A 24,398-nucleotide genomic window follows, 5' to 3' on the forward strand; every position below is an offset into this window, starting at 1 on the left:
TTTATACTTTCACAAGTAGGAATTTAATTACCATTATTTTCAATTTAAATGATTGACATTAATTAGCACCTAGTACTAATATTAAATTATAAAACCAGATATTAAAATAGTAAAGGGGACAAACAAATGAGGTCAAAAGCAAGAATTACAGCAATAGGTACCTATGTACCTGAAAAAAAATTAACAAATGTTGAGCTTGAGCAAATGGTCGAAACAAATAATGAGTGGATTATTCAAAGAACAGGAATTCATGAACGTAGAATATCTCGTCCCGATGAATTTACCAGTGATTTATGTGTATCTGCTGTTAAAGATTTAATGCATAGATATAATAAAAAAGTCGATGATGTAGATATGATTATTGTGGCAACTAGCACACCAGATTTTCCATTCCCATCTGTCTCAAGTATAATACAGGACCAATTAAATATATCCCAAACAGGTGCCATAGATTTAAGTGCAGCGTGTGCAGGATTTGTATATGCATTGCATACAGCACACTGTCTAATTTCTTCTGGACTCCACAAAAAGGTACTAGTTATTGGAGCAGACACACTTTCAAAAATTACGGATTATACCGATAGAAGTACATGTATTTTATTTGGTGATGGTGCTGGTGCGGTATTAGTTGAAAGGGAGGAACACTCAAAAAATTTCATTGGATTTCACCTAGGAAGTGATGGGAGAGGAGCACAACATGTATATCGTCCTGGACTATCAAAAAAGGTCAATGGGATTGAGTTAATCGATACTCAATATCTTGTACAAAATGGTAGAGAAGTTTTTCGATGGGTTGTAAGAAATGTTCCTGATCGTATAAGACAGATTTTAGAAAAAACGCAAACGAGTTTAGATCAAGTTGATTGTTTTATACCTCATAGTGCTAACTTAAGGTTGATAGAGCCAATTTGCGAAAAATTAGAATACCCGATGGAAAAAACCCTTTATAGCTTAGTCAACTTTGGAAATACCTCTGCTGCAACAATTCCTTTAGCTCTTGACCTTGGAATCCGTGAGGGAAAAGTCAAAAATGGAGATCGAGTTCTTATGTACGGTTTTGGATCTGGTTTGGTTCACGCTGGACAACTTTTAGAATTAAATTTTGATGAACAAATTAATACTCCTACACCGTTGTAATGTTTAAAGAATAAAGGAACTTAATACTGTTCAATTTTCTATGAAGAAGAATATTTTAGGACGAAAATTTTGTCCTCTAGAAAGATTGTGAACCCCAAATTTTCTTAACCTCCAAATATGGCTACAAGAATTGTGAAGAATTGTACTTAAACTATCGGGTAACTTTAATTGAATAAGCAGCTAAAAGGATCTTCCAAGCCGAAGATCCTTTTTCAGTACCGATAGATAATACCTCATTGTATTAATTAAAGTGAATATACTATACATTATCTTTTAATTCATCCATTAATTGTCGAGAACGTTTAGCATTGCCTTCAGCAAAATTTCGCAATCGGTTTTGTAGATCTTCATTGTCATGAATGCGTTCAGCCGTGATCAAGTATGTTTTCATCATTTCATTTTCTCTTTCTAAAGACATTTGTAAGATTTGTTTTAGTGACTTCTTAGATAATTCGTCTTCGTTGTCATAGTCACGATCATAATCCAGTTCGTGGTTCATCTTAATCCTCCCATGATTTTATTCTCTTATGTTTTGTACATAAAAATCATCATTTATGCTAAAAGACTATTTATGATAACGGGTTTTATGTCAATCTCTCTTGTTTTAAGGAGCGTTTTTATGGCCTGTCTTGTTGAACTAACTGTGCAGGTTAGCTTAAGAAGAAACAATTAGTGTCATTCGAATATAAGTGATAAATTAAACACAAAATGAAAAGGGAAATGAATACCGTCATATAAATAAGATGAAATGCAGGAGTGAAAGTATGGATAAAAACAAAGGGAAAACACCAAATGTTTCAGGAAGTTTCCAAGTGATTGAAGATGACCGTAAAGAAACGATAGAGGAATTGAGAAAAGACAATAAATTAGATGAAGAGACGGAATACTACGCACGAATTTTTATGGAAGATTAGGCGTTTCTTCAACAAGTGGATTGTAATACTAGCGGAGCTAGCTGATATTGCTGGCTTTTTTGTTATTCAACTAAAAAAGCAGTTTAGTTCAAGAGGAAATAAATGTAAAAGACTAAACGTTCTTATGTCTATGTAAGCTGACCCCCATTTGGAAAATGCATCACCGCTTGGGGGTCAGAGTCTGATCTATTTTTGTTTAGGCTCCTGGATCGATACATGCTTGGGGCGTTTTATATATAATGCCTTGCCTGAATCGTCAGGTCCAGTAAGGTCATTTCGTTGATCTAGAACCTTCCCAGTATACTCAATAGGATTTTGATTTGTCATGATTACCACCTCCATTAATAGGATTGGTAAAAATTTATCTCCAATGACAGGTAATTTTTCCATGGTGGGTTAAACTTAATTTTCTTCTGTCGATTACGTTTTATTTAGTGAAAAGGACAGAACATTTGAATTGAAAGGTAGATTAAGGAACTGTTAAGTGACATAGAGTTTTTCCGTTAAAGGGCCAATTTTTTGAATAAAACTTAGATTTTAAAACGACTTTATTGTTATATTTTTTAGTATAGAGAAGTATCTTACATCAAAAATTAAACAACTATATTTTTAACCTCGTCCTTTGTCATTTTACGCTTAGTGCAAAACGCTTTTATTCTATGAAGAAAACAGGGTTTAAATGAACGAAAGTATGACATATTAAGGAAAGAACCATTTGGAAGGGAGAATTTTAGTGGATTATCTATCTCGCGAACAAATTATGAATGAATTACAGCAATCCTTTCAACCATATTTAAATAAGTATGGAATTGAAGATATCGGTATTTTTGAAGAAGAAGGACAAGACGATCGCTACTATCTTGGATATACAACGCGAAAAGAAGGCAAAACCCATCATATTCATCTGCCTTTTCAAAAAAATAATGATGGCGGGTTAGCCCCAATTGATAGTAAGTGGACGGTAGAATCAGACAATCCACTGGAAAAAGATCTTAAAGAATTTGAAGATCTAGATCATGTATTCCGCGAAATATACTAACGCTTACTTAGAATTACTTTGGTGAAGGGCATAAGAAAACCGCTTCACCTACAAATTTTTAAACGTGTAAGTTGTACAATCCCAATGTTTGCTGCTCGTCGTTCGCTGGCCTTGCCATCCTATTTGTTGCACCTCTTTTGAAACAAATTTGTTTAACCATCCGTATCCAACTTATTTAAAGATAATATATGGCTTTGAAATAAAGTTGGACTGTTTATAAAAAAGTCGTACCGTTTTGAAAAAAGTTTAACTGTTTATAAAAAAGATGAACCGGAATTTCCTATCTCTATAAAGAAGAGATTTCGGTTTTTCTTGTGGATTAAGAATCTGTTAAGTGATAATAAAGTTATTCCATTAAAGAGCCAGATAATTGAATAACACTAGGTAGTTAAATTGGATGTTTATGTTTAAATAAATAGAGATTGTCAAGGTTTGTACTTAAAGTAACGAGCGTTAGTTTAAGTACAATTTTTCACAAAGATACATAAAAAAGGCTAGAAATAATAACTAGCCTTTTTAGATAAATATAATTGTTCAAACTGAACGGTATTTAATTCAAGTTTTAATATGCGAGAATAAACGGATCCTAAGTTATCTGTTGCTTTTTAGAATTATGTGTGTAATTAATTCTAATTAAAATAAAGACTAAGCTAAATAAAGACGCTAGTATCCCTACAAATATCACATAGTTTATTCTCAGACTTGTTATAACTATCCCACTAACGGTTATACCGATTGTTACTCCTAATTGACCAGAAGTTAAAAACAGTCCATTGGCGAAATCTGGTGCTTCTGGACAGATGTAATCCAATATTGACTGATATTATTTGCCATTCCCGCTAATATTCCCCAAAAGAAAATAATGAAAGCCATTTGTATAGTGAACTGTCCCATTAAGAATAAAATGAAATAAACAATTCCTAACGAAATCGGGAATGACACAACAAATCTATTTTCATTTTTAACAAGAGACCTTCCTGCTAAAATATTAGCAATTAAACTTGCTCCACCGTATACAAATAACATTAAACTAATTGTTTCCCCTGACAAATAGCAAAATAATGATTAAACTTTTTTATTAAAATTACATTCAAAATGATAAAGTAAAGAATCCAATTTTGATCAAACTTTTTCAAAATGGATTCTTTTGATTTGCCGTAAAATGCAGGGTCCATATGATATTTTTGATCAAACTTTATTATAAAGCTATACCTCATTCGGAACCCTTCGGAAGACGATCTTATAAAGATCCAGGTTGTTTATTCATTTGAAGTCCACTCTTTTTTTGGCTTTGTGGACCTGAGTTTCCAATTTGGAACTCACCCCCTAATTCAACATCATTTTTTTTATCCTGTTTCTCAATTTGTTCTCTTGTTTGATCTTTGTTTTGCATTCCTTGATGTGTCATTATGTATGTCATCTCCTTTAAATATAATTGTTTTTAATATGCTCAAGTATCAGGAAAATACCAATGATTATTTTTAAAAATTCTTGATGCTCACAAATCTTAGAATTTACATATCAAAAAAGTCATTAGTGTAGCCTGAAAAAAGTTTGATAATTTATAAAAAAGATTGATCATTTTAAAAAAGATCGATAGTTTATAATAAAGTGTTGCTAACAATCACCTCTTTATAAAGCTTAGAGGTGATTTCCTATTGGATATTTATGTTGAAATTGCGTTAAAGATTGAATAAATGTACTTAAAGTAACGGTGCAGTTCTGTTTAAGAAGGAAACGGTTAAATAAACATTTCAATACAACCTTCAGTGTATAATTAGGAATAATATGAATAGACGGAGGTAAACCAAGATGGAAGTTGAAATTGGATATTTTCCTAAATATTATTATAGTTCTCAACCTGATGCTGGTGGTCATTTTCCGTTTGCCATCGAGGGAAAACCTTTATATGTATTTTCAATAGACGGATTTTATCTGCCCGAATGTGATGTAAATTTTGTACCTTTTTGGATGGAAAGTATTAAAGCGTTTCCTATATATTTTTGTGCCGAAATTCCTTCATACTGGAAAGAAGAATATCAGGAGTTATGTCAGAAATGGAATATCGATTATAAATATTTATCTAATAATCCAAATTTGTCCGTATCCGTTACTGAAATTCAAAATGTAAATCAATATCGTGAGATTTTTCCAATTTTTATTTCTATTGGCAGTGGTAATGACTTAGTTACTTGGTCAACAAATAAAGATTTTTTTCGGGTAGAAGAACGTCAATGGCAAGGTAATTGGGAAGGAAAGATTGGCGAAGCAGTGGTAGTAAAAATCGATAAGGCGATGAGCGTATTCTGGATAGGCTATGACGGACATAGCATTGTTGTACTTTCAAATAACACAAATTTCTCTACTTATGAAACTATTTGTGAAACCTTACCAGCTTTTGTAAAACCGACAAAATGTGAATATGAATAAACTTATTTGTTCTTGAACTAATGGGTGCGATGCTTTAAGAAGACATCCCATTATCCTTATTGAACTAAAGGGGCAGTGTATTTGAAGAAGAAATGGTATAATTCTCCTTAAAAATATAATAACTTTCTATTTTACTTGGTATATTTTTTAATAATTATCGTAAAGGAATGACTTATATGAAATTAATTAAACGATTTATTTTAAACCGTCCTGCTGAAAAGCGACTTGCATATTTTTATGGAATGGTTGCAACGGATGAACAGGTATGGTTACTACGCGACGAAAATGGCGACTTATTACTATTAGAAGATGAAGATGGAGACTATCCCTTTTTACTACCTGTTTGGCCAAGTCGAAGCTTTGCTGAAATGGAGGCTGCCAATATAGATGAGTCATACGAAGCTTTCAACATACCAATGTCGAATTTTTTAGACGATTTACTAGTTGATATTGAAAATGACGGAGGTGCTACAGCAATTTTCCCAAATGAAAACGATACAACCATTCAAAAACGTGATGAAATAAAGGAAATGATTCGCAATTTATAGCAAGTAAGATGCTCCTCACATAAAAGGGACGAATAAAGGCATAGTATCCATTCTTAACCATATCAGCGATGACGAGAGCGTCTTTTTTATCACTTTTGGATTGGGTGTTATCTCGGTTTTCCTTATTCTTTTTTACATGGTGAGGATTAACTGTTACAATATCAATGTTTTGTTCATATAGCCATTTTGATAAATTAAAGTGTCCGGTAGGCTCCATACCAACTATAGCTTTATAAAAATTTTTTAAAGCTTTTAATCCGTTGATCCATTCTAGTAACCTAGTAAAGCCCATTTCATTATTTTCGAAAGAGAGAGGATTACCAACCACAATTCCACGATAATTTATAGCTCGAGCTACATGGACTTGTTGTGCAATATCAACTCCGACAACGAGATGACGATCTGAGATTCTTTCGATAAGTTGATTTTGTTTGTCTTGCATTTTATACTTCATAGTAGAGTTTCCTCCTTAAGATTTGAGAATAGAGTGGTGTCTATATTCAATCTTACTGAGGGGCTCTTTTTTTATCAAAGTCAATAATTAACTCTCTACAGGAATGCTAACGGGTGCAAGAGTTTAAGATTGAAGCTGTCATTTTGGCAGCTTTTCTTGTTGCACTAACGGGTGCAGTTTAGTTGAAGAAATAAATTTTAAAGTAACATAGTTTTAGTTATGGTAAAATATGTTATTAGTACAAGCCCGAAACTATTAGGAGGTTTTTATATGAAGAGGAAATTAGTTTTAACCATTGGTTTTGTATGCGCTTTAGCATTATCAATCGGTTTAGCGAAAGACTTGCAAAGTCCAAAGGTATTTGCACAAACTGAACAATCAAAAGTAAAAGATGAACCAACAGCCAATAATAATGGAGATCAATACAGAGTTATATCAGTAGAAGAGCAAAATATGGTGGAAAATAGTTCAGCTCAACAGGGGTTTGTTCCACAAGAAAGTGGGACAGGTTTCTTTTTTACTAAAGTAAAATGAAAATAAATTTATAAATCCGCTACTTTTCACTAACGGGTGCAGGTTTGTTGTAGAAGGATTCATACATTTAAGTAAGAATTATTCAAATACGAAAAGAAATGGGAAAAGCCTTTTTATCAATACAAGAGGTATGAAAAAAACTCTATTAGATCTAATTTTATCTGTTGAACACGTTGGAAGTACATCTGTCAAAGGATTACTTGGGTCGAAGCCAATTTTGTAAATATAATATTAGGGAAATCGATGAAAATCAAATTGAACTGATGGGTGCATAACTTAAATTCTAGAAGACAGCCATTAAATGGCTGCCTTCTTTATTAGCGTAAACGTGCTATGTGCATTAAAGCGACACGCCTTAAATTTGCACTACTAAAAACAGTTGAATTTACATTTCTTAAACTATCTAGATGAGGATCTCTATATGACGAACCACTGATTTTGTCAGGGTCTTTATTGTTATGTAACATATTATCGCTCCTATGCCATTATCAATTAATTTTCTAAAGAAGTAAGTTAGTTAAAATGCACCTATCATTTTCCTCTGTCTGTTTCACTTGTTCAGACTGCTTTGTCGGTTTATCATTCGATCCTGTCCCCAGTTCTAAATCATGTTCCGATTGCAAGGCATCCTTATCTGGAGATATTCGTCATTATTTGATACTTTTTAACATTTGTAATATAAATCACAATAATCTAACCGAAAAAGTATTAAGAACTGGTTTTTGAAACACATTGGATTAACCTCTACATCTGATTGTACCTCTTAACCCCTTCACTATACCGTTCGATCTACTTCATTTAGCAGATTAGCAAGAATCATGCTGTTCTCCTGGTCTGCATCAAATTGTACGGTATCGTCAAAATGAAACAGCTTAAAGGAATTAGGAAAAGTTTCTTGCATATATTTGACGAATCCTTCTATATCATCACCTAATTCATCATTACGGCGATACTCCATCACAATAGAACGAAACTTATGTAGTGGCAGATCACATTGAATATGGTAAGAATGGCTTATACCAAAATGCCCTTCATCAATACTGTAAAGGTTGTATAAATAAGACAAACGATATCCCTCCTTTCCTTTCCTATTATCTTTCCTAATATGGAGAAATTTATTTGAAGGGTAGGAAGTATAGCATATATTTTGGGGGTTAATAAGCTATTTTGAAAATGGATAGAAAGGTACGCGTTAGGGCACTAGCAACTTGATGGATTGATTTTTCTCACACGTTTTTATGTTTTTTTCATGTATACACAATTCTTTTTATTGGATAATGTGTAATCGGAAATGAAGAGTTTAATAGGTGAAATGTAATAGTTTGGAAATATATGTTGTTATTCTTGAATAATTTACTTTTCTCTGGTAAAATAAACCTAACTTTAAAGAAATGGAGGTTTTCCTTTTGACAGCATCAATGAGACTTCGATTCCCAGCTTTGAACAGATAATTGAATACGTTCGAAGTCTCTGCTTGTGTGCAGAGTAAATGGGATTGGTCTGCCTGTTTTAAGGAAACCTTTATTTTACGGATTTGTAAAAGTGAGGGGACGAGTCTGTCTGCTTCCTTTTTTTGTTGCCTGTAAAAATAGAATGTAAAGGATGTCCATTTTTTTGATCTATTTTTCTTCACGATGAATTTGTTTAATTACTTATTCTGGTGAAGATTTATTGTTGATGGATCAAGTAAATGCTATTCTTCCTAAAAGGCCAATAATAATCAGCTTGCGATTTGTCCTTATCCGTTTACTCTTATACACAGTCAGATTTTGTCTGTGTTTTTTTATGTGTTCTAAACTGAATGTTTTTAATCTCATGATTTAGATTTAGAAACGAAAAAACGAAATAAGGACGTGTATAACATGCAACAAACAATTGAAAATCCAATGCAGCATTGGAAGAAAAATATTATTCTCTTTTTAGGAAGTCAGACGATTTCCCTTTTTGGGTCAGCTTTGGTTCAGTATGCCATTCTTTGGTATATTACCTTAAATACTCAGTCTGGGATGATGATGACGATCTCAATCCTATGTGGCTTTTTACCCACGTTTATTCTTTCACCGATTGCTGGGGTATGGGCTGACAGGTACAATCGAAAAATGCTCATTATGCTGGCAGATTCGTTGATTGCCGTCTCAACGCTCATTTTAGCGATTTTGTTTTTAATCGGCTATGATGATCTTTGGCTTCTTTTTGTGATGTCAGCTGTGCGTGCAGTTGGTACTGGTATTCAAACACCTGCTGTTGGCGCGATTCTTCCGCAGATTGTGCCTGAGGAACAACTGACAAAAGTGAATGGTGCAAACGGGAGTATTCAAGCGATGATTATGCTGATTGCTCCGATTATTAGTGCGGCATTACTTACAACAGCTTCACTTGAAACGATTTTCTTTATTGATGTGATCACGGCAGCAATCGCTGTTAGTATCTTGTTGTTTTTCTTAAAAATTGCTGTGCATGAAAAAGCTTCGCAAGAGCAAACGACAAGCTATTTCAGCGATATGCAAAAAGGCTTTGCCTATGTTCAGAATCATGTTTTTCTTAAGAAATTCTTTTTATTTTTCTCAGGCTTCTTTATCTTATCAGCACCAGCGGCCTTTTTAACACCGCTGCAGGTGACACGAAGCTTTGGTGATGATGTTTGGCGGTTAACAGCGATTGAAGTCACTTTTTCAATTGGGATGATCATTGGAGGTATTTTGATTTCATCTTGGGGCGGCTACAAAAACAAGATTCATACGATGACATTGGCAACCCTTATTTTTGGAGCTTGTACGTTTGCCCTTGGGATTATACCAATTTTTTGGCTTTATTTGATTTTTATGGGGATTATCGGAATTGCCATCCCGATGTTTAATACACCTTCAACGGTTTTACTGCAAGAGAAGGTTGAGCCGGATTACCTTGGCAGGGTCTTTGGTGTATTAGGGATGATTTCAACCTCAATGATGCCGCTCGGTATGCTTGTATTTGGCCCGATCTCTGATTTTGTTCCAATTGAATGGCTACTAATTGGAACAGGAATTCTCATGTTTATTCAAGGGTTTTTCTTGTTGGGGAGCAAGGTGTTAATTGAGGCAGGAAAACCTAATTCAGAAGATGATAGTATTAAAGGCGCTTAAATTTGCCACATTTACTTTTTAATTGTAAAGAATAGCTAATAGAAACTTAATTGTGAAAGTACAGTCCCTATCAGACAATATAGGGACTGTTTTTTTTATAAGTACTATGTAATCGAGTTGTACCTAACATTCATCAATTTCTCTTTGTGGAATTTTGAAGGATGTAAGGCTTCTAATGTCGAAATATTTCAATTTTATTTAATTATGGGAAATTTATATGTTACATTATTAGTATATAAAAAGAGAGGTAGGATGAGAGTTATGGAACAATTTAATCATGTTTCGATTATCAAGAAAGCTAATACATATTTTGATGGAAAAGTAACGAGTCGGACGGTTTTATTTGAAGACGGAACGAAAAAGACTTTAGGCATTATGTTACCTGGTGAATATGAATTCTCAAGTGATTTAAAAGAAGAAATGGATATTTTAGATGGTCATTTAGAATATAAATTACAGGGGGAAGATTGGAAAGTCATTAATGGATCCGGTGTTTTCTATGTTCCTGCCAAAGAAAAGTTTCAATTGAAAATTTACTCAGTAGTTGATTATTGTTGTTCATATATTACGGAATAAACACAATAGACACAAATGATGACATGAAATTTTTATATACGTTTGATAAAAAAGATGATGAACGAACAAAAATTATTTATTATGTCGGACTACATTAAAACGTGAACCCATAGCCCTGTTTTAAAAGGACTGTCAGGAAAGCCACCTTTCTTCTTCGAAGGAAGGTTTTTTTATTTTTTCTAGATATTTGTAGATCTATTTTAAATGTTCACTTTCCACAATTTGTCGGTAAGGTTTCTGTAGGACCCTTATATGATCAAACCAAAAAACTGTGTCATTTTCCCTTCCATAAACATATACAACGGTCGAAACAGTGTGATACATTTGTAGACATACAAATCATTCCAATTTTTATTAAATATTACATTTATAAAAATGATGTAATGATTTTCAATTTCAGGATTTGATCCTGATAAAAGAATCATCATGTAATAAGACGTGTCGTGTTCCTTTTTTCTAATATTGGTATGGATTTTGTGGAGTTTATAACCTATTGAAGGAGGAATGAAACATGGAGAAAAGAAAAGTATTTAGCATTCCAAAAGGTGGATTTAAAGGACAAAAATTAATCGAATTAGTACAGTTAAGTAGTTCATTTGAAGGTGAGGTATATATTGAAAAAGATAATAAAATAATCAATGCTAAGAGCATCTTAGGGGTTTTGAGCCTGTTAATGCCTTCAAAGACTGGAATGTTTATGATCAGTGTACAGGGAAAAGATGCTGAATATACAATCCAACAAATAACTACTATTATAGAAAAGCAAATGACTACTAGGTCTAATCTTCCCCTTTGGGGATCAGGATGGTATTGAAAACGTAAATATGGAACTGAAGGAATCTCAATTACGCTGGACGTCAGTTGTGTAGAATGATGTTGATAAATCATATGTTGCAGTAAAAGAAAGTTAATTTAGTCATAACAATTTTAAAAAAATGAATGTGTAGGGAGCATGTCTATAAGAAGTCATGCTCCATATTTTTACAGGGATAGATATTTGATTATAAAGATTATTCAGAATTTTCAATTGACATATTAAGGATATAGGTGTATGATGTATTCATGGCACTTTTTTAATCACTTGTAACTTTACATCCCATAGGTCTTTCATTAGGAAGCTACAAATGGGATAGAGCCAGTTGTATCATTTTTCTTTTGATGATATAGCTGGTTTTTGTTTTCGAAAAATCAACGAAAAAGGAGTGGAAGGGTAGAAGAATCATAAAAAAATAGGAAAATAGAAAAGGAGATGTTTGTATATGACAAAGCTAGAACTTATTACACAGGAGTGGATGAGCCAAGAAATTGTAACGAGCCCGCTGTATGGAACAATTGAAGAAGTGCTAATCGGAACTAATCAAAGAGTAGATGAATGGGAGCCTTTGTTTATCATTAAGAATCTCAATGGGACATTTCAACAAATAACGGTTGGGATTAGTGGTATTCTTAGCAAACTAAATGTTAGTAAAAATGATCAAATTACGCCTGGATTTGTGATGGCACACATCATTCCGGACAAATAACAAGTAAATGACAAAATGACAATGGTGATCTGATGACGGATAATTCTAATGGACAGTTTTATTATATATGCTAAAAGGACAATTACTTCGCACAATTGAAGTGATTGTCCTTTTTGTTTTTTATTAGTAAAGAAAACCTTTTCGATAAACATTGTATCCAATTATTTTTATGATTGGATACAATGTTTCTATTTTCATGTAGACTTTATGGTGTTAAGTTGTTATATTATTAAATAATGGATCCAATCCTAAGGAAAGGAGTGGCGTATTGGATAATAAGGAAAAGTCAACAATCGTTAAAAATGTAACCAAAAGCCTTAGGAAGGCGATTTTGGATGGGACGTTAAAAAAAGGGGATCGTCTTATTCAGGAAGAATGGGCTGAACGATTGGATGTTAGTCGAATGCCGATTCGTGAGGCGCTTACTCAACTCCAGATTGAAGGTTTGGTTGAAATGGTCCCACATAAAGGTGCAATCGTTACACCGATTACCAGAGATCATATCGAGGAAATTTATCACACGCGCTCAATATTGGAAGGGCTTGCAGTTGAAAAATCACTTCCATTTTTAACAGATGAGGATAAAAATCAATTAAAAATGATATTGATTCAAATGGAAGAGCTTAGGCTATCAGATGAAATGAATGATCATTATATTCAGTTAAATGCATCATTCCATGAAACACTGCGTAAAGGGTGTCCATGGCCAAGAGTTCAAAAAATGGTAGAAACGCTAGGTATTTCACCAATTGCTCCAAATTTACTTATTGACCATTATTCTGAAACACAGAAAGAGCATAGAATGATCTATGAAGCAGCATTACGGGGAGATCCTGCTGAACTGAAAGCAGCAGTGCAATTTCATATTATGCGAACAAAAAATAATTTAATTCAGTATATGGAAATGTTAAATAGCTAAAATCAACAATAACAAAGGGGAGCTGTACATGTTTGATTTTGCAGTTGTGGGTGGAGGAATTGTCGGTTTATCAACAGGGATGGCACTATATAATCGTTTTCCGAATGCAAAAGTAGTGATTATCGAAAAGGAGTCTGTTGTGGCAGAACATCAAACAGGTCATAACAGCGGAGTCATTCACTCTGGTATTTATTATAAACCAGGCAGCTTTAAAGCACGTTTTGCAAGACAAGGAAGTAAATCAATGACCGAATTCTGCAAAACATATGGGATTGATCACGATATTTGCGGAAAAGTCATTGTTGCGACAAAAAAGGAAGAATTACCACTTCTTGATAACTTATATCACCGAGGACTTCAAAATGAACTGGCTATTCAAAAAATCAGTGTCGATGAATTAAAAGAAATCGAGCCACATGTTAATGGTCTTGGAGCTATTCGTGTTCCGCAAGCTGGTATCGTGAATTACAGACAAGTTAGTGAAAAATTTGCTGAGATTATTAGGCAGCATGGCGGGGAGATACGGTTTAACACAAAAGTAGAAAAAATACATGAAAAATCAAATCAAGTTACTCTTGAGACTAATCGCGGGTCGATCGAAGCGAGTACGGTCATTAATTGTGCAGGTCTTCATAGTGACCGCGTAGCAGCGGCAGCAGGCTATAAGACAGATATGAAAATCCTGCCATTTAGGGGCGAGTATTTTAAATTAATACCAGAAAAACGCTATCTCGTTAAACATTTAATTTACCCCGTGCCAAATCCGAAGTTCCCGTTTTTAGGGGTCCATTTTACCCGAATGATTAGTGGAGAAGTTGATGCAGGTCCAAATGCTGTGCTAAGCTTTAAACGAGAAGGATATAAAAAGACCGATTTCAGTGCAAAAGACTTAATGGAATCATTAAGTTTTCCTGGATTATGGAGGATGGCAGGAAAATTTGCAAAAGAAGGGTTAGATGAGTATGTCCGTTCTTTTAGCAAAAAGCAATTTACGAAAAGCCTTCAGGAGTTAATTCCTGAAATCAAGGAAGATGATTTAATTCCGGCACCTGCAGGAGTTCGTGCACAAGCATTAAGACGTGATGGAAATATGGTTGATGATTTTCAAATTATTATGGGGAAACGGACAATTCACGTATGTAACGCACCTTCCCCAGCTGCAACAGCCTCCATTGAAATTGGAAAAGAAGTTGTTAATAGAATACCAGAACAGTCTCATTTAAAAGAAAAATTGCTAGTTTAGTAAATTTCATTTGAGAGGATGTACAATGATGTTTAATGGAAAAACAATTTTTATTGCAGGTCATGCCCGTCTACCACAAGGGATGGCGGCGAAAAGTGTCTTTGATACATTAACAATAACTGCTGAAGTTGACGTAAAGTATGGGGTTGTGCTTGAGGCTTCTTGTACGTTAGCAACAGAACACGGCCGCGATTTTATTGGACGTTTATTAAGAGGTACTAGTTTAAGAGACGGAGTAGACGATACAATCAAAGAGATTGAGACCTATTACCGCGGGAAAGCTGCAAATGCTCTTATTGCGGCATTAAAAGATCTTGATATCCATTTCCATCAAATTAAGACAGAAGAAAAACATAAGATAAAATAATGATAAAAGTTTAAAAAAATTTGTTGACGGACGAGTATGTAAGCGCTATACTTAAATTAATCAAATGTTTCTAATATTTCCACCTTTTGGAAAATAACCTTTCAAAATTCGTGGATCATTATAAATACTTGGAAACAGGAAACGTAAAATAACAATAACTGCTAATTCGCTGTGACTCTATTTACATAGAGCAGTGAAGTGAATTTAAGCCAGTTGTACATGTGAATCCCTATTTTAGTAGGGAACGTGTGCAGCTGGCTTTTTATATTTCCTGTTTGCTTGATTTACCTATCTTATACAAAATGGGAGGAATTTAGTTATGGGTATTGTAGAAAAGCAAAGAGGAAAGTTTGAAGTTAAAACTGAGAAGTATGAGGTGAAAGTTCACCCGCAAACAAATCGTATGTATCATATTGTCCTAGCTAAAAAGGCAATAGAAGGATTTTTAGAAGCAGTGAAACAAGCAGATTATTCTGTCCAGCATTTAGAATATACGCCATACGCACGTTTGATTGCTTCATCTTTACTATTAGAACAAGTTGGCGAAGAGTTTGGTGAAATTCTTCGTAGCATCGTTCATGATCGTGAGTCCGGTGGATTTACAATTGGTTTAGAAGGTGTCACACAAGATACGGATGAATATGTCATCTTCTCAACTGCGATTTCTTATTTATTAGGTTCATCAAATTTTGATTCGATGTCAGGAAAATATTATGCACGATTTACTGTTAACCATACGGATAATAGTGACTCATATCTACGTCAAGCCTACCGTTTATTTACACTTCATACAGATGGCACATTTGTCGATGAACCAACAGACTGGTTATTAATGATGAAAATGGTTGAAGTAAATGCGCGTGGTGGTGAGTCACGTTTATTACACCTAGATGACTGGAAAGAACTAGATAAGTATGCGAACCACCCATTAGCAAGCCATAAATTCACATATAAAGCACCATCAAGTAAAAATGTTGATCAAGAAGTCCAACGTTTAACATTCTTTAATTATAATAATAAGCCTGGTGTTTGTTTTATTGATCAATTCGTTTATCCTGAAACAATTGAGGAGGCAACATATCTTCGTGACCTCTCGCAATCAATGGAAAATGATGATAGTGTCATCGAACTTGAACTCCCAGTTGGGGATCTAGTAGTCGTAAATAATATTTTCTGGCTTCATGGCCGCGCTGCATTCGAAGTTAATCCTAACTTGAATCGTGAATTGCTTCGCCAACGGGGACGATTTAATCAATAATGAATTCGAGAAGCTAACATTATTACAATAAGTTTGATTGAAAAAAGACAAACTTATTTTCATGATTTCGGTTAGAAACATTAACATCATTTCGTAAGTGGAAAATGAATATATAAAACTGTCAAGTTTACCGTACTTCAAGTGATTGGAATGAAAATCATAAACCAGTTGTACGTTCGGCTTAATTTTAGGTCGAAGTATAACTGGTTTTTTATTATAAAGCTGTATTTTTCATTGTTGGAACCTATTATCTTTTTGGGATTGTATCATTCATTAAAAGAAATCTACATTTAAGCATCAATATACTATAGTATTATCTGATAAAGAGTTTGTGTTCTTAAGTTTATTTAATTGATTCTATGTTGTATATATTACCAAGAAACATAGAATCGTATTAAGGGTTGTGAACGTTATTGACGGTTCTCCATAGAGTTTGAAGAGTTCTACACTTTCAACAACCTTTAATTTTGGTAGAAATTTAAATTGAATGACAAAATGAAGCAATACTTTGCCAAGAAGTATTGCTTTCTTTATTTCGACTAAAAGTGTAGGATAGATAAATCAGGTTTTTACGTCTGAAGGAAAAAAGAGTTTAGTAGTAAAGGTGGTTATGTTTTATGCTTCAAAATCCAACAGGAAAAGAGCGATTAGCCTTGGCATTTCTTCTGAGTTTACTCGGAATGTTAGGGCCGTTTAATATTGATATGTATTTACCTAGTTTTCCCGACATCGCTAATGATTTAGGGACTCGTGCATCACTTGTGCAACTTAGTTTAACAGCGTGCTTGATCGGACTTGCGGTTGGTCAGGTGGTTGTTGGGCCGATTAGTGATGCGAAAGGGAGAAGGAAACCATTGCTGGTATCAATCTCATTATTTGCGGTATCATCTCTTCTTTGTGCACTTGCTCCTAATATTGAGACATTGGTTGCAGCACGATTCCTACAAGGCTTCACAGCGTCGGCGGGGATTGTTCTTTCAAGGGCAGTTGTTCGTGATGTGTTTAGCGGAAGAGAGCTTTCAAAATTCTTTGCCCTTTTAATGGTCATTAATGCGACAGCTCCAATGATTGCCCCAATGGCGGGGGGGGCTATCCTGCTCATGCCGTCTTCAAACTGGAATACGATTTTTTACTTTTTAAGCTTGTTAGGAATTTTTATAGTGTTAATGGTGGCTTTCCGTCTAAAGGAAACATTGCCGCCTGAAAAGCGAATGCCAAGCTCTGTCGGACAATCGGTTCGTACAATGGGAAGCCTAATGAAGGACCGTTCCTTTATGGGTTACGCATTGACCGTTGGTTTTGTTCACGGTGGAAGCTTTGCTTATGTATCAGGAACTCCTTTCGTTTACCAGGGGATTTATGATGTGTCACCACAAGTATTTAGTATTTTGTTTGGGATTAATGGTCTTGCGATTATTTCAGGGAGTTTTATCATCGGGCGCTTTGGCGGAATCGTTGGAGAAAAACGCTTGCTTCGTAATGCCGTCATCATTGCCGTATCTGCAACATTTGTCCTGCTGATCATGACGATCATTGAAGGACCGCTGGCAACGCTTGTCATCCCGATATTTATTTACATGACAACAATGGGAATGATCCTGACAAGCTCCTTTACACTGGCGATGGAAAAACAAGGACATCGTGCCGGCAGTGCAAGTGCTGTTTTAGGTTTGCTCCCGTTATTACTTGGATCCATGGTTTCTCCGCTCGTTGGTATTGATGAGTCGACAGCAGTACCGATGGGAGCTATTTTATTTAGTACTTCCTTCATTGGTTCGATTGCTTTCTTTACATTGACAAAGAAGAAAATTCATAAAGTAGCAAGTGTGTTGAACAATGTGGAAGGCTAAGTCTTTCAAACTCAATACTGTAGGAGTGATTGTCTACAGTCTAAAAGAAGCTGTTAAAAATACAGCTTCTTTTTTCTATCAACTACTTTACAGTGCCAATAGAATTTCTTTCAATTAAAGTTCCAGAAAGCTGTATCGTACTTGGAACATCATTTTTTTTCGTTCATTTTATCTAATAATGTTTTAACTGTCCCTTCAATCATTTTGTTTATTGGTTGTTTCCAGGTTGTTAACGAATAAACTCTCTCATATCAACCATTTACGCTGAATTCTCATGGATGTTTAGACTTAGACAATAAGCGAGGTTTTTTAATGAAGTAAACATTTACTTAGGAAGTCTTAGAAAAATATGGCCTAAATAAAAAACCGGATTTTTCAAAAGTTGTACCTTTGATAAATCCGGGAATTGTTCTATGATATTAACTTAGAACCGCTTGATTGATTCTCTCAGATATAGCCTCTGCGAATTCAGAAGTAGAAGCATGACCACCTAAGTCTTTTGTCTTCACATCGTCCTTAAGTGATTGGTAAAGACTTTGTTCCACCAATTTAGCGATTTCTTCAAGCTTGTTATCACTATGTTTTTCGGCAAGCCATTCCATTAACATGACTGTTGACAACATAATACCAGTTGGATTTCCTATATTTAAACCTGCAATATCCGGTGCAGAACCATGTGCTGCCTGAGCCATAGCCAGTTTTTCGTTTGAATTGATAGATGGTGCCAATCCTAGGCTTCCTACTAGTTCACCGGCTAAATCAGAAAGAATATCCCCATACATATTTTCCGTTACGATGACGTCGAAGTCTTTTGCACGACGGACTAAGTGAGCAGCCATTGCGTCGATATGATAATCATCTACCATAACTTCAGGATATTGTTCGGCTACTTCACGACACACCTTTAAAAACAGTCCTGTACTTAAACGGAGAACATTTGCCTTATGGACGATTGTTACCTTTTTACGGCGCTTCATCGCCATTTTAAAGGCAGCATGAGCAATTCGTTCGGCCGCTTTTCTTGTAAACACACCTGATGTGACAACCACATCCTCTGTAATTTGCCACTCTCCATGACCGGCAAACATGTTTCGGTCTGCGTAAAATCCTTCCGTATTTTCACGGAAGATAACCAAATCAGCTTCCCCAAAAACGCTCTTAATACCTGGCATTGTCTTAGCTGGACGAATGTTTGCAAATAAATCAAGTGTATGGCGAAGTGCACCACTTGGGTTAAGTTTCACCTTATGCTCCGGTGGGTATGCAGCAGAATCATGAGGACCAAGTATCCAACCATGAGTGTTTTCTAATGCATTTGTGGTGACCTCTGGAAGGGGATCGTTGTGTTTATTGATACCTTCCCATCCCATAGGTAGGTCAATCCATTCAATGTTAACTCCCACTTTATGTGCAGCTGCTTTAAATACATTAACTGTAGCGCTTACAATTTCCGGGCCAATCCCATCACCAGCTAGTACACCAAGACGATAAACAGTCATTTTTTAACATTCCTCTCTTTGTATAATTGAGAATAAATCCAAGAGTTCTTAGAAGATCTGAACTTTATATGATTAATGTAATATAAAACTAGAAATTAATAAAATATATTTTTTTGATACAAAGCGATTAAATTTTTCTATTTCTTATGAACGAAATGTCTTCTATTGCTTAAAAATGTAAAATCTTCGTAGCTTTAAATTAAAGTCACTTGAGCAAAATGAAATACGACTCTAAACATAATGTGACTAGTATTATTCAGGCTTACTATTTTAATAGGCAGGAAGGTCCATGCGTGTTTAGTGATCTTAATGAATAATGAACCTTAAAGCATGAAATATTACGGTTAAAAAAATAAACATTTCAACGATCATTTCAGACAAGAGAAACATGATATTTGGAATGTTATTGGCGAGAAAGAATATGTGGAAATCAGGGTGCTTCTAGTATATATTGCGTAAGCAAATATCCCTCACTCTCGCTAACCAAAAATATCAGAAGTGCATAAAAGCTTTTTAAATCAAATGACTAATAAATAAAGTACTTACCTAAGTTTTCAATTGAGAGATTCATTTTCAAAGTAATGGCAGTGGTATTCCTGAAGAAAATGAACGAATTCTCTTACCATCGCTAACTCCATAAGTTCCTCACGATATAAAATACGAGTTTTCCAAATGATTGGAGAGCCAGTTGTATCACTTAAAAAGATTTTGTGTAACTTATCGTTTTTCTCTAAAACAATACTTGGTGCAATACAATAACCAAGTCCGTTAAGAACCATTCTTTTTGCTATTTCTACATTATCAACATTCATATTACTGATTGGGGGAGTAGAAAAATGTTCCTTCCACCAGTTGTCAATGACCATTTCCAGGGTGGGATCAGTTTTATAACTAATTCTTCGTTTTGAGGGAAGATCTGTTAAATCTATTTCTTCGGATGAAAGAATTGTAATGTTTTCTTCTGTAATCGTTATTTTTTTACTTGGCCAACTGTGGTCACCTCTCACGATACCAATATGTGCCTCCTGTTTATAAATGGATTGAACGACGTCTATGTTTACACCGGTATTAACATGAAATTCAACTTTAGGAAACTTTTCATTAAAAGCTTTTAGAATTTGTGGCAGTCTGTAAAAAGCAAATGTTCTTGAAACACTTAATCGTAATGTTCCACGGACCTCGTTTCCTGAATTCCACAGCAATTCCTCCATTTCTTGCTGTTGCTTAAGCATATCTTTGGCATATTTGACCAATAATTCCCCCTGTTCGGTAAAATCAACCCCTCTTCTTCCTCTATAAAACAGTTTAATGTCAAATTCTTTTTCAATTTGTTGTAAGCGGTACGTTAGAGTAGGTTGGGAAATATATAGAAGCTCAGCAGCTTTTGTAATATTTTTTTCAGCATAAACCGTTTGTAAAATAAGCCAGTCTTTTTTATCCATGGGAAGATCCCTCCTTGATATCGAAAAAATCTATTGAATATTATAGAAATTCAATATTTTATTAATTTCTAAAATTATAATACATTTAATTCACACTTATTAACACCTAAATTTTCGAATGTCATTTAAATAAGTCCAATGGCTTTATGAATGCACTGTTTGAAAGCGAATTCAACATTGATCAGGAGGTAGTACATTGTCAGGTGAAGAGTATAGAATCGGACTTATCCATGCGACGATGAACTCAGTTCAGCCAATTTTAGACGCTTTTCAAGTTCATGCACCACAAGTTACACTGGTGAACTTTATGGATGAAAGTCTTATTTATGAATTGAATGAAACTGGAATTGTGACAAGAAATATGGCCCGACGTTTATTGAATTTGGTAGAAAAAGCAGTGATGGGTGGTGTAGAAGGAGTTCTATTAACTTGTTCATCTTTTACTCCAGTCGTTGCTGAAATAAGCCACTTATTTGAAATACCCGTATTAAGTGCGGATTTAAGTATGTTGGAAAAAGCAATAGATATGGGGAATCGAATTGGAGTCATTGCTACAGTAGAAGCAGCAGGGCCAACAACAAAAACATTGCTGGAAACCATTTCTTCAAATAAACAGAAGGATGTCATCATTCAAACAGTGATTATTCCAAAAGCATTTCATGCTTTGCAAAATGGGAATCGTTCAAAACATGACGAGTTAATACACCAAAAGGTACAGGAGTTAAATCGTGATTGTGATGTCATTCTGTTTGCACAATTTAGTATGGTAAGAGCATTGGAAACGCTCGATTTTACTACAGTACCAATCTTAACAAGTCCTGAAATTAGCGTTAAATCAATTATCGCTGAAATAACAAAAAGGAGGATCGTTATATGATAAATGTTGAATTAATGAAAGCTACTTCCATTATAAATGGCAAAGAAGTTACCCAAGCAGAAGAAAAGACGTTGGAAGTCATTAGCCCATTTAATGGAGAAGTCGTTGGAAAAGTACATTTAGCTTCACAAGAGGATACTAAAAAAGCGATTGAAACAGCATATCAAGTTTTTCATGAAACAATGAAGAAAATGCCGGCATATCGACGAGCGGATATTCTTCGTAAAACGGCTGAATTATTAGAAGAAAGAACAGAAGAATTTGCAAGAATCCTTGGCTTAGAGGCAGGTAAACCAATCCGTGATGGAAGAGGTGAAGTAGGACGTGCAGTCCAAGTTCTTCGCTTCGCTGCAGATGAAGCGAAAAAAATTGAAGGTGAGCTCGTGCCGATGGATGCTGCGATTGGTGGTGAAAATCGAATTGGGATGGTTCGCCGCCATCCAATTGGTGTTATATCAGCCATCACACCTTTCAATTTTCCGTTAAATCTTGCATTGCATAAACTAGCTCCTGCCTTTGCAGCAGGAAATACTGTTGTATTAAAACCAGCGGGAAAAACGCCTCTTTCCTCTTATATGCTTGTCAAACTTTTCGAAGAAGCTGGACTGCCTAAGGGTGCTCTAAATTTAGTGATTGGAAACGGTTCAGAAATAGGTGATGTTCTAGTAACTGACCCTCGCATTAGTAAGGTTACATTTACAGGAAGTCCATCTGTAGGGATGAAACTTTGTCAGCAAGCCGGATTGAAAAAAGTAACATTGGAACTTGGATCAAACTCTCCAAACATTATTTTCAACGATGGCGATTTGAATGCAGCATCTACTGGGCTCGTCCGTGGAGCCTTTGCTTTCTCAGGCCAAATTTGTATTTCAGCTCAGCGTATTTATGTGCAGCGTGAAGTGTATCAAACATTTTTAAATCAATATGTATCTCTTGTAGAAAAATTAGTCCTCGGTAATCCAATGGAAGAAACAACGGATATTGGACCAATGATTAGTGAAAAGGAAGTAATTCGTGCCCAAGAGTGGATTCAGGAAGCCGTAAAAGCAGGAGCAAAGGTTGCAACAGGTGGTAATCGAGAAGGGACATTGCTTGAGCCAACAGTCCTTGTCGATGTTACTCCGGACATGAAAGTAGTATGTGAAGAAACCTTTGCACCGATCGTTTCGGTTATTCCGTTTGATACAGAAGAAGAAGTGATTGCAATGGCGAATGATTCAGTGTTTGGACTGCAAGCTGGTGTGTTTACATCAGATATAAACCGCGCAATGAGAGTTGCTGACGGTCTTGAAACTGGTGGCGTTTGGATTAATGAGACGTCAACTTATCGCCAAGATAACTATCCATACGGAGGCGTGAAATTAAGTGGTATAGGAAAAGAAGGCGTAAAATATGCCATTGAAGATATGACCGAGATCAAATTTGTGGGGATCAAATTAGGATAAGGAGGAATTTAACATGGGTACTACATTTTTTCGTACAGCGGAAACGCTAATTACCGGAACAGGTTCTATTGCACAAATTGGAGAACAAGCCAAAAAATTGAACGCAACGAAAGTGATTATCGTAACAGATAAGATTATTCGTCAAACCGGATTACTGTCCAAAGTGACTGAGCCATTGAAGGCTGTAGGCCTCGGAGCAGATATTATTGATGATGTCGTACCGGAACCTCCTTTTGAAAACTTAGAACAAATGGTTACTCAAATGGAAGGCAAAGGATATGACTTACTTGTTGGAGTTGGCGGAGGAAGTGCGCTAGATATCACGAAAGTACTCTCTGTCATGCTGACGAATAAGGGGAATGTTCGTGATATGGTCGGAATCGAAAAAATTGGTAACCCAGGGGTGCCTACGATTCTAGTTCCTACAACTTCTGGTACAGGTTCGGAAGTTACGTATAATGCTATTTTTACAGATACGCGTGATATGGTGAAAAAGGGAATTGTCAGTCCTTATTTGCTTCCTAAGGTAGCGATTGTGGATGCCGAGCTGACCTTGACGGTTCCTCCTGCAGTTACTGCAGCAACAGGGATGGACGCACTTGTTCATGCTGTTGAATCCTACACCGCCATTCGCGCAGACGAACTAACAGATGGAATTGCCTTGCAAGCCATAAAGCTCATTTCCCGTTCTCTTCGTAAAGCTGTTTATAACGGAAAGGATGTAAAAGCACGTGAAGACATGGCAATGGGAAGCTTACTTGCAGGTATTTCTCTTGGAAATGCAGGAGTTGGAGCGGTGCATGCACTTGCTTACCCTCTAGGTGGGAAATTTAAAGTTCCACATGGAGTCGCTAATTCTCTCTTATTATCATTTGTCATGAAATATAATGCAGTCGCTGATTTAGAGAAATTTGCAGAAGTAGCTGGCGCGATGGGAGAAAATGTGGAAGGGTTATCACTACGGGAAGCTGCAGATCGTGCTGTTCATGCGTTAGCGAAATTATCAAAAGATGTAGGCATTCCTGCAAGTCTGAAGGATGTAGGTGTTACTCCAGCAGATATCCCTGGACTTGCTGAAGAAGCAAGCAAAGTAGATCGTTTGCTTAATAATAATCCAAGGTGGTTGACAGTAAAAGAAATTCAAAAAATTTATGAAGAAGCGTACGGTTCAGTGGAGACACCATCTTTTGTCACCATTTAATCTTACTCTTTATCTGAACT

25 protein-coding genes and 1 pseudogene are annotated in these 24,398 nt (G+C 35.4%); 18 read left to right on the forward strand and 8 right to left on the reverse strand.

Features of this window, described 5'->3' with window-relative positions; genetic code table 11:
• Positions 1-126 precede the first annotated feature (126 nt).
• Positions 127-1,137 (forward strand): ketoacyl-ACP synthase III, encoded by a 1,011-nt coding sequence (locus tag GMB29_RS11595; RefSeq protein ID WP_136358641.1) that lies wholly within the window; start codon positions 127-129, stop codon positions 1,135-1,137.
• Between the two features lie 259 nt (positions 1,138-1,396).
• Here GMB29_RS11595 and GMB29_RS11600 read toward each other — a convergent pair whose 3' ends face one another.
• On the reverse strand, positions 1,397-1,636 hold the full coding sequence (locus tag GMB29_RS11600) for a hypothetical protein (protein ID WP_196305244.1): 240 nt from the start codon (positions 1,634-1,636) through the stop codon (positions 1,397-1,399).
• A gap of 265 nt (positions 1,637-1,901) precedes the next feature.
• On the opposite strand from GMB29_RS11600, the gene GMB29_RS11605 reads away from it, so the two are divergent.
• Positions 1,902-2,051 (forward strand): hypothetical protein, encoded by a 150-nt coding sequence (locus GMB29_RS11605; RefSeq protein ID WP_155443886.1) that lies wholly within the window; start codon positions 1,902-1,904, stop codon positions 2,049-2,051.
• 186 nt (positions 2,052-2,237) lie between these two features.
• On the opposite strand, the gene GMB29_RS11610 is transcribed toward GMB29_RS11605, so the two are convergent.
• A complete protein-coding gene (locus tag GMB29_RS11610) occupies positions 2,238-2,378 on the reverse strand; it encodes a hypothetical protein (RefSeq protein WP_155443887.1) in 141 nt (46 codons plus the stop codon).
• A 406-nt stretch (positions 2,379-2,784) separates the two neighbouring features.
• Between GMB29_RS11610 and GMB29_RS11615 the strand changes: the two genes are divergently transcribed.
• On the forward strand, positions 2,785-3,090 hold the full coding sequence (locus GMB29_RS11615; protein ID WP_136358643.1) for a DUF5634 family protein: 306 nt from the start codon (positions 2,785-2,787) through the stop codon (positions 3,088-3,090).
• A 759-nt stretch (positions 3,091-3,849) separates the two neighbouring features.
• On the opposite strand, the gene GMB29_RS11620 is transcribed toward GMB29_RS11615, so the two are convergent.
• Both GMB29_RS11620 and GMB29_RS27005 read right to left on the reverse strand, forming a co-directional pair.
• Positions 3,850-4,116, reverse strand: coding sequence for an MFS transporter (locus tag GMB29_RS11620; protein WP_136358645.1), 267 nt, complete (start codon positions 4,114-4,116; stop codon positions 3,850-3,852).
• Positions 4,117-4,330: 214 nt separating this feature from the next.
• Positions 4,331-4,498, reverse strand: a complete 168-nt coding sequence (locus GMB29_RS27005) for a hypothetical protein (RefSeq protein ID WP_168733978.1) — start codon at positions 4,496-4,498, stop codon at positions 4,331-4,333.
• Between the two features lie 404 nt (positions 4,499-4,902).
• On the opposite strand from GMB29_RS27005, the gene GMB29_RS11625 reads away from it, so the two are divergent.
• Positions 4,903-5,520 carry a hypothetical protein gene (locus tag GMB29_RS11625; RefSeq protein ID WP_136358647.1) on the forward strand — a complete coding sequence of 206 codons (618 nt, stop codon included), beginning with the start codon at positions 4,903-4,905 and terminating at the stop codon, positions 5,518-5,520.
• 176 nt (positions 5,521-5,696) lie between these two features.
• On the forward strand, positions 5,697-6,068 hold the full coding sequence (locus tag GMB29_RS11630) for a DUF2750 domain-containing protein (RefSeq protein WP_168733979.1): 372 nt from the start codon (positions 5,697-5,699) through the stop codon (positions 6,066-6,068).
• A gap of 25 nt (positions 6,069-6,093) precedes the next feature.
• Here the strand turns inward: GMB29_RS11630 and GMB29_RS11635 are convergent.
• A pseudogene (locus tag GMB29_RS11635) lies at positions 6,094-6,522 on the reverse strand (IS110 family transposase); the annotation flags it as partial.
• Positions 6,523-6,792: 270 nt separating this feature from the next.
• Between GMB29_RS11635 and GMB29_RS11640 the strand changes: the two are divergent.
• Entirely contained in the window at positions 6,793-7,056 is a 264-nt protein-coding gene (locus tag GMB29_RS11640) for a hypothetical protein (protein WP_136358652.1), read from the forward strand.
• Between the two features lie 775 nt (positions 7,057-7,831).
• Here GMB29_RS11640 and GMB29_RS11650 read toward each other — a convergent pair.
• Positions 7,832-8,122 carry a hypothetical protein gene (locus tag GMB29_RS11650; RefSeq protein WP_136358656.1) on the reverse strand — a complete coding sequence of 97 codons (291 nt, stop codon included), beginning with the start codon at positions 8,120-8,122 and terminating at the stop codon, positions 7,832-7,834.
• A gap of 796 nt (positions 8,123-8,918) precedes the next feature.
• Here GMB29_RS11650 and GMB29_RS11655 point away from each other — a divergent pair.
• The 9 genes from GMB29_RS11655 (at position 8,919) to GMB29_RS11695 (ending at position 17,914) form a co-directional block, all read left to right on the forward strand.
• On the forward strand, positions 8,919-10,178 hold the full coding sequence (locus GMB29_RS11655) for an MFS transporter (RefSeq protein WP_406600327.1): 1,260 nt from the start codon (positions 8,919-8,921) through the stop codon (positions 10,176-10,178).
• Between the two features lie 261 nt (positions 10,179-10,439).
• Positions 10,440-10,754, forward strand: coding sequence for a pyrimidine/purine nucleoside phosphorylase (ppnP, locus tag GMB29_RS11660; protein WP_136358658.1), 315 nt, complete (start codon positions 10,440-10,442; stop codon positions 10,752-10,754).
• Positions 10,755-11,265: 511 nt separating this feature from the next.
• On the forward strand, positions 11,266-11,568 hold the full coding sequence (locus GMB29_RS11665; protein WP_136358660.1) for an HPr family phosphocarrier protein: 303 nt from the start codon (positions 11,266-11,268) through the stop codon (positions 11,566-11,568).
• Between the two features lie 445 nt (positions 11,569-12,013).
• Positions 12,014-12,277 (forward strand): biotin/lipoyl attachment domain-containing protein, encoded by a 264-nt coding sequence (locus GMB29_RS11670; protein ID WP_136358662.1) that lies wholly within the window; start codon positions 12,014-12,016, stop codon positions 12,275-12,277.
• A gap of 268 nt (positions 12,278-12,545) precedes the next feature.
• Positions 12,546-13,196, forward strand: a complete 651-nt coding sequence (locus tag GMB29_RS11675) for a GntR family transcriptional regulator (protein WP_136358664.1) — start codon at positions 12,546-12,548, stop codon at positions 13,194-13,196.
• 28 nt (positions 13,197-13,224) lie between these two features.
• The gene (gene lhgO, locus GMB29_RS11680) at positions 13,225-14,439 is read left to right on the forward strand and encodes an L-2-hydroxyglutarate oxidase (protein ID WP_136358666.1); all 1,215 of its coding nucleotides are present in this window, start codon (positions 13,225-13,227) and stop codon (positions 14,437-14,439) included.
• 25 nt (positions 14,440-14,464) lie between these two features.
• The gene (locus GMB29_RS11685) at positions 14,465-14,806 is read left to right on the forward strand and encodes a DUF3870 domain-containing protein (protein WP_136358668.1); all 342 of its coding nucleotides are present in this window, start codon (positions 14,465-14,467) and stop codon (positions 14,804-14,806) included.
• A 319-nt stretch (positions 14,807-15,125) separates the two neighbouring features.
• Positions 15,126-16,064 (forward strand): glutarate dioxygenase GlaH, encoded by a 939-nt coding sequence (gene glaH, locus GMB29_RS11690; RefSeq protein WP_136358670.1) that lies wholly within the window; start codon positions 15,126-15,128, stop codon positions 16,062-16,064.
• Positions 16,065-16,681: 617 nt separating this feature from the next.
• Positions 16,682-17,914 carry a Bcr/CflA family efflux MFS transporter gene (locus tag GMB29_RS11695; protein WP_136358672.1) on the forward strand — a complete coding sequence of 411 codons (1,233 nt, stop codon included), beginning with the start codon at positions 16,682-16,684 and terminating at the stop codon, positions 17,912-17,914.
• Between the two features lie 419 nt (positions 17,915-18,333).
• Here GMB29_RS11695 and GMB29_RS11700 read toward each other — a convergent pair whose 3' ends face one another.
• Complete coding sequence (locus tag GMB29_RS11700) at positions 18,334-19,413, reverse strand: isocitrate/isopropylmalate dehydrogenase family protein (protein WP_136358674.1); 1,080 nt, start codon at positions 19,411-19,413, stop codon at positions 18,334-18,336.
• A gap of 554 nt (positions 19,414-19,967) precedes the next feature.
• Entirely contained in the window at positions 19,968-20,855 is an 888-nt protein-coding gene (locus GMB29_RS11705) for a LysR family transcriptional regulator (RefSeq protein ID WP_136358676.1), read from the reverse strand.
• 196 nt (positions 20,856-21,051) lie between these two features.
• Here GMB29_RS11705 and GMB29_RS11710 point away from each other — a divergent pair, with 196 nt between their 5' ends.
• From GMB29_RS11710 to GMB29_RS11720, 3 genes are read left to right on the forward strand one after another with little or no spacing between them, the layout of a single operon-like run.
• Positions 21,052-21,732, forward strand: coding sequence for an aspartate/glutamate racemase family protein (locus GMB29_RS11710; RefSeq protein ID WP_136358678.1), 681 nt, complete (start codon positions 21,052-21,054; stop codon positions 21,730-21,732).
• Complete coding sequence (locus GMB29_RS11715) at positions 21,729-23,177, forward strand: aldehyde dehydrogenase family protein (protein ID WP_136358680.1); 1,449 nt, start codon at positions 21,729-21,731, stop codon at positions 23,175-23,177. The genes GMB29_RS11710 and GMB29_RS11715 overlap by 4 nt, the downstream gene beginning before the upstream one ends.
• 13 nt (positions 23,178-23,190) lie before the next feature.
• Positions 23,191-24,378 carry an iron-containing alcohol dehydrogenase gene (locus GMB29_RS11720; RefSeq protein ID WP_136358682.1) on the forward strand — a complete coding sequence of 396 codons (1,188 nt, stop codon included), beginning with the start codon at positions 23,191-23,193 and terminating at the stop codon, positions 24,376-24,378.
• The last annotated feature ends 20 nt before the right edge of the window (positions 24,379-24,398 follow it).

It is taken from the genome of Metabacillus sediminilitoris, from assembly GCF_009720625.1.
Taxonomy (GTDB): domain Bacteria; phylum Bacillota; class Bacilli; order Bacillales; family Bacillaceae; genus Metabacillus; species Metabacillus sediminilitoris.

Excerpts from the sequence above, each read along its gene's own strand:
- GMB29_RS11595 (WP_136358641.1), top strand. The coding sequence starts at position 127 with ATGAGGTCAAAAGCAAGAATTACAGCAATAGGTACCTATGTACCTGAA.
- GMB29_RS11600 (WP_196305244.1), bottom strand. The coding sequence starts at position 1,636 with ATGAACCACGAACTGGATTATGATCGTGACTATGACAACGAAGACGAA.
- GMB29_RS11605 (WP_155443886.1), top strand. The coding sequence starts at position 1,902 with ATGGATAAAAACAAAGGGAAAACACCAAATGTTTCAGGAAGTTTCCAA.
- GMB29_RS11610 (WP_155443887.1), bottom strand. The coding sequence starts at position 2,378 with ATGACAAATCAAAATCCTATTGAGTATACTGGGAAGGTTCTAGATCAA.
- GMB29_RS11620 (WP_136358645.1), bottom strand. The coding sequence starts at position 4,116 with ATGTTATTTGTATACGGTGGAGCAAGTTTAATTGCTAATATTTTAGCA.
- GMB29_RS27005 (WP_168733978.1), bottom strand. The coding sequence starts at position 4,498 with ATGACACATCAAGGAATGCAAAACAAAGATCAAACAAGAGAACAAATT.
- GMB29_RS11625 (WP_136358647.1), top strand. The coding sequence starts at position 4,903 with ATGGAAGTTGAAATTGGATATTTTCCTAAATATTATTATAGTTCTCAA.
- GMB29_RS11630 (WP_168733979.1), top strand. The coding sequence starts at position 5,697 with ATGAAATTAATTAAACGATTTATTTTAAACCGTCCTGCTGAAAAGCGA.
- GMB29_RS11640 (WP_136358652.1), top strand. The coding sequence starts at position 6,793 with ATGAAGAGGAAATTAGTTTTAACCATTGGTTTTGTATGCGCTTTAGCA.
- GMB29_RS11655 (WP_406600327.1), top strand. The coding sequence starts at position 8,919 with ATGCAACAAACAATTGAAAATCCAATGCAGCATTGGAAGAAAAATATT.
- ppnP (WP_136358658.1), top strand. The coding sequence starts at position 10,440 with ATGGAACAATTTAATCATGTTTCGATTATCAAGAAAGCTAATACATAT.
- GMB29_RS11665 (WP_136358660.1), top strand. The coding sequence starts at position 11,266 with ATGGAGAAAAGAAAAGTATTTAGCATTCCAAAAGGTGGATTTAAAGGA.
- GMB29_RS11670 (WP_136358662.1), top strand. The coding sequence starts at position 12,014 with ATGACAAAGCTAGAACTTATTACACAGGAGTGGATGAGCCAAGAAATT.
- lhgO (WP_136358666.1), top strand. The coding sequence starts at position 13,225 with ATGTTTGATTTTGCAGTTGTGGGTGGAGGAATTGTCGGTTTATCAACA.
- GMB29_RS11685 (WP_136358668.1), top strand. The coding sequence starts at position 14,465 with ATGATGTTTAATGGAAAAACAATTTTTATTGCAGGTCATGCCCGTCTA.
- glaH (WP_136358670.1), top strand. The coding sequence starts at position 15,126 with ATGGGTATTGTAGAAAAGCAAAGAGGAAAGTTTGAAGTTAAAACTGAG.
- GMB29_RS11695 (WP_136358672.1), top strand. The coding sequence starts at position 16,682 with ATGCTTCAAAATCCAACAGGAAAAGAGCGATTAGCCTTGGCATTTCTT.
- GMB29_RS11700 (WP_136358674.1), bottom strand. The coding sequence starts at position 19,413 with ATGACTGTTTATCGTCTTGGTGTACTAGCTGGTGATGGGATTGGCCCG.
- GMB29_RS11705 (WP_136358676.1), bottom strand. The coding sequence starts at position 20,855 with ATGGATAAAAAAGACTGGCTTATTTTACAAACGGTTTATGCTGAAAAA.
- GMB29_RS11715 (WP_136358680.1), top strand. The coding sequence starts at position 21,729 with ATGATAAATGTTGAATTAATGAAAGCTACTTCCATTATAAATGGCAAA.
- GMB29_RS11720 (WP_136358682.1), top strand. The coding sequence starts at position 23,191 with ATGGGTACTACATTTTTTCGTACAGCGGAAACGCTAATTACCGGAACA.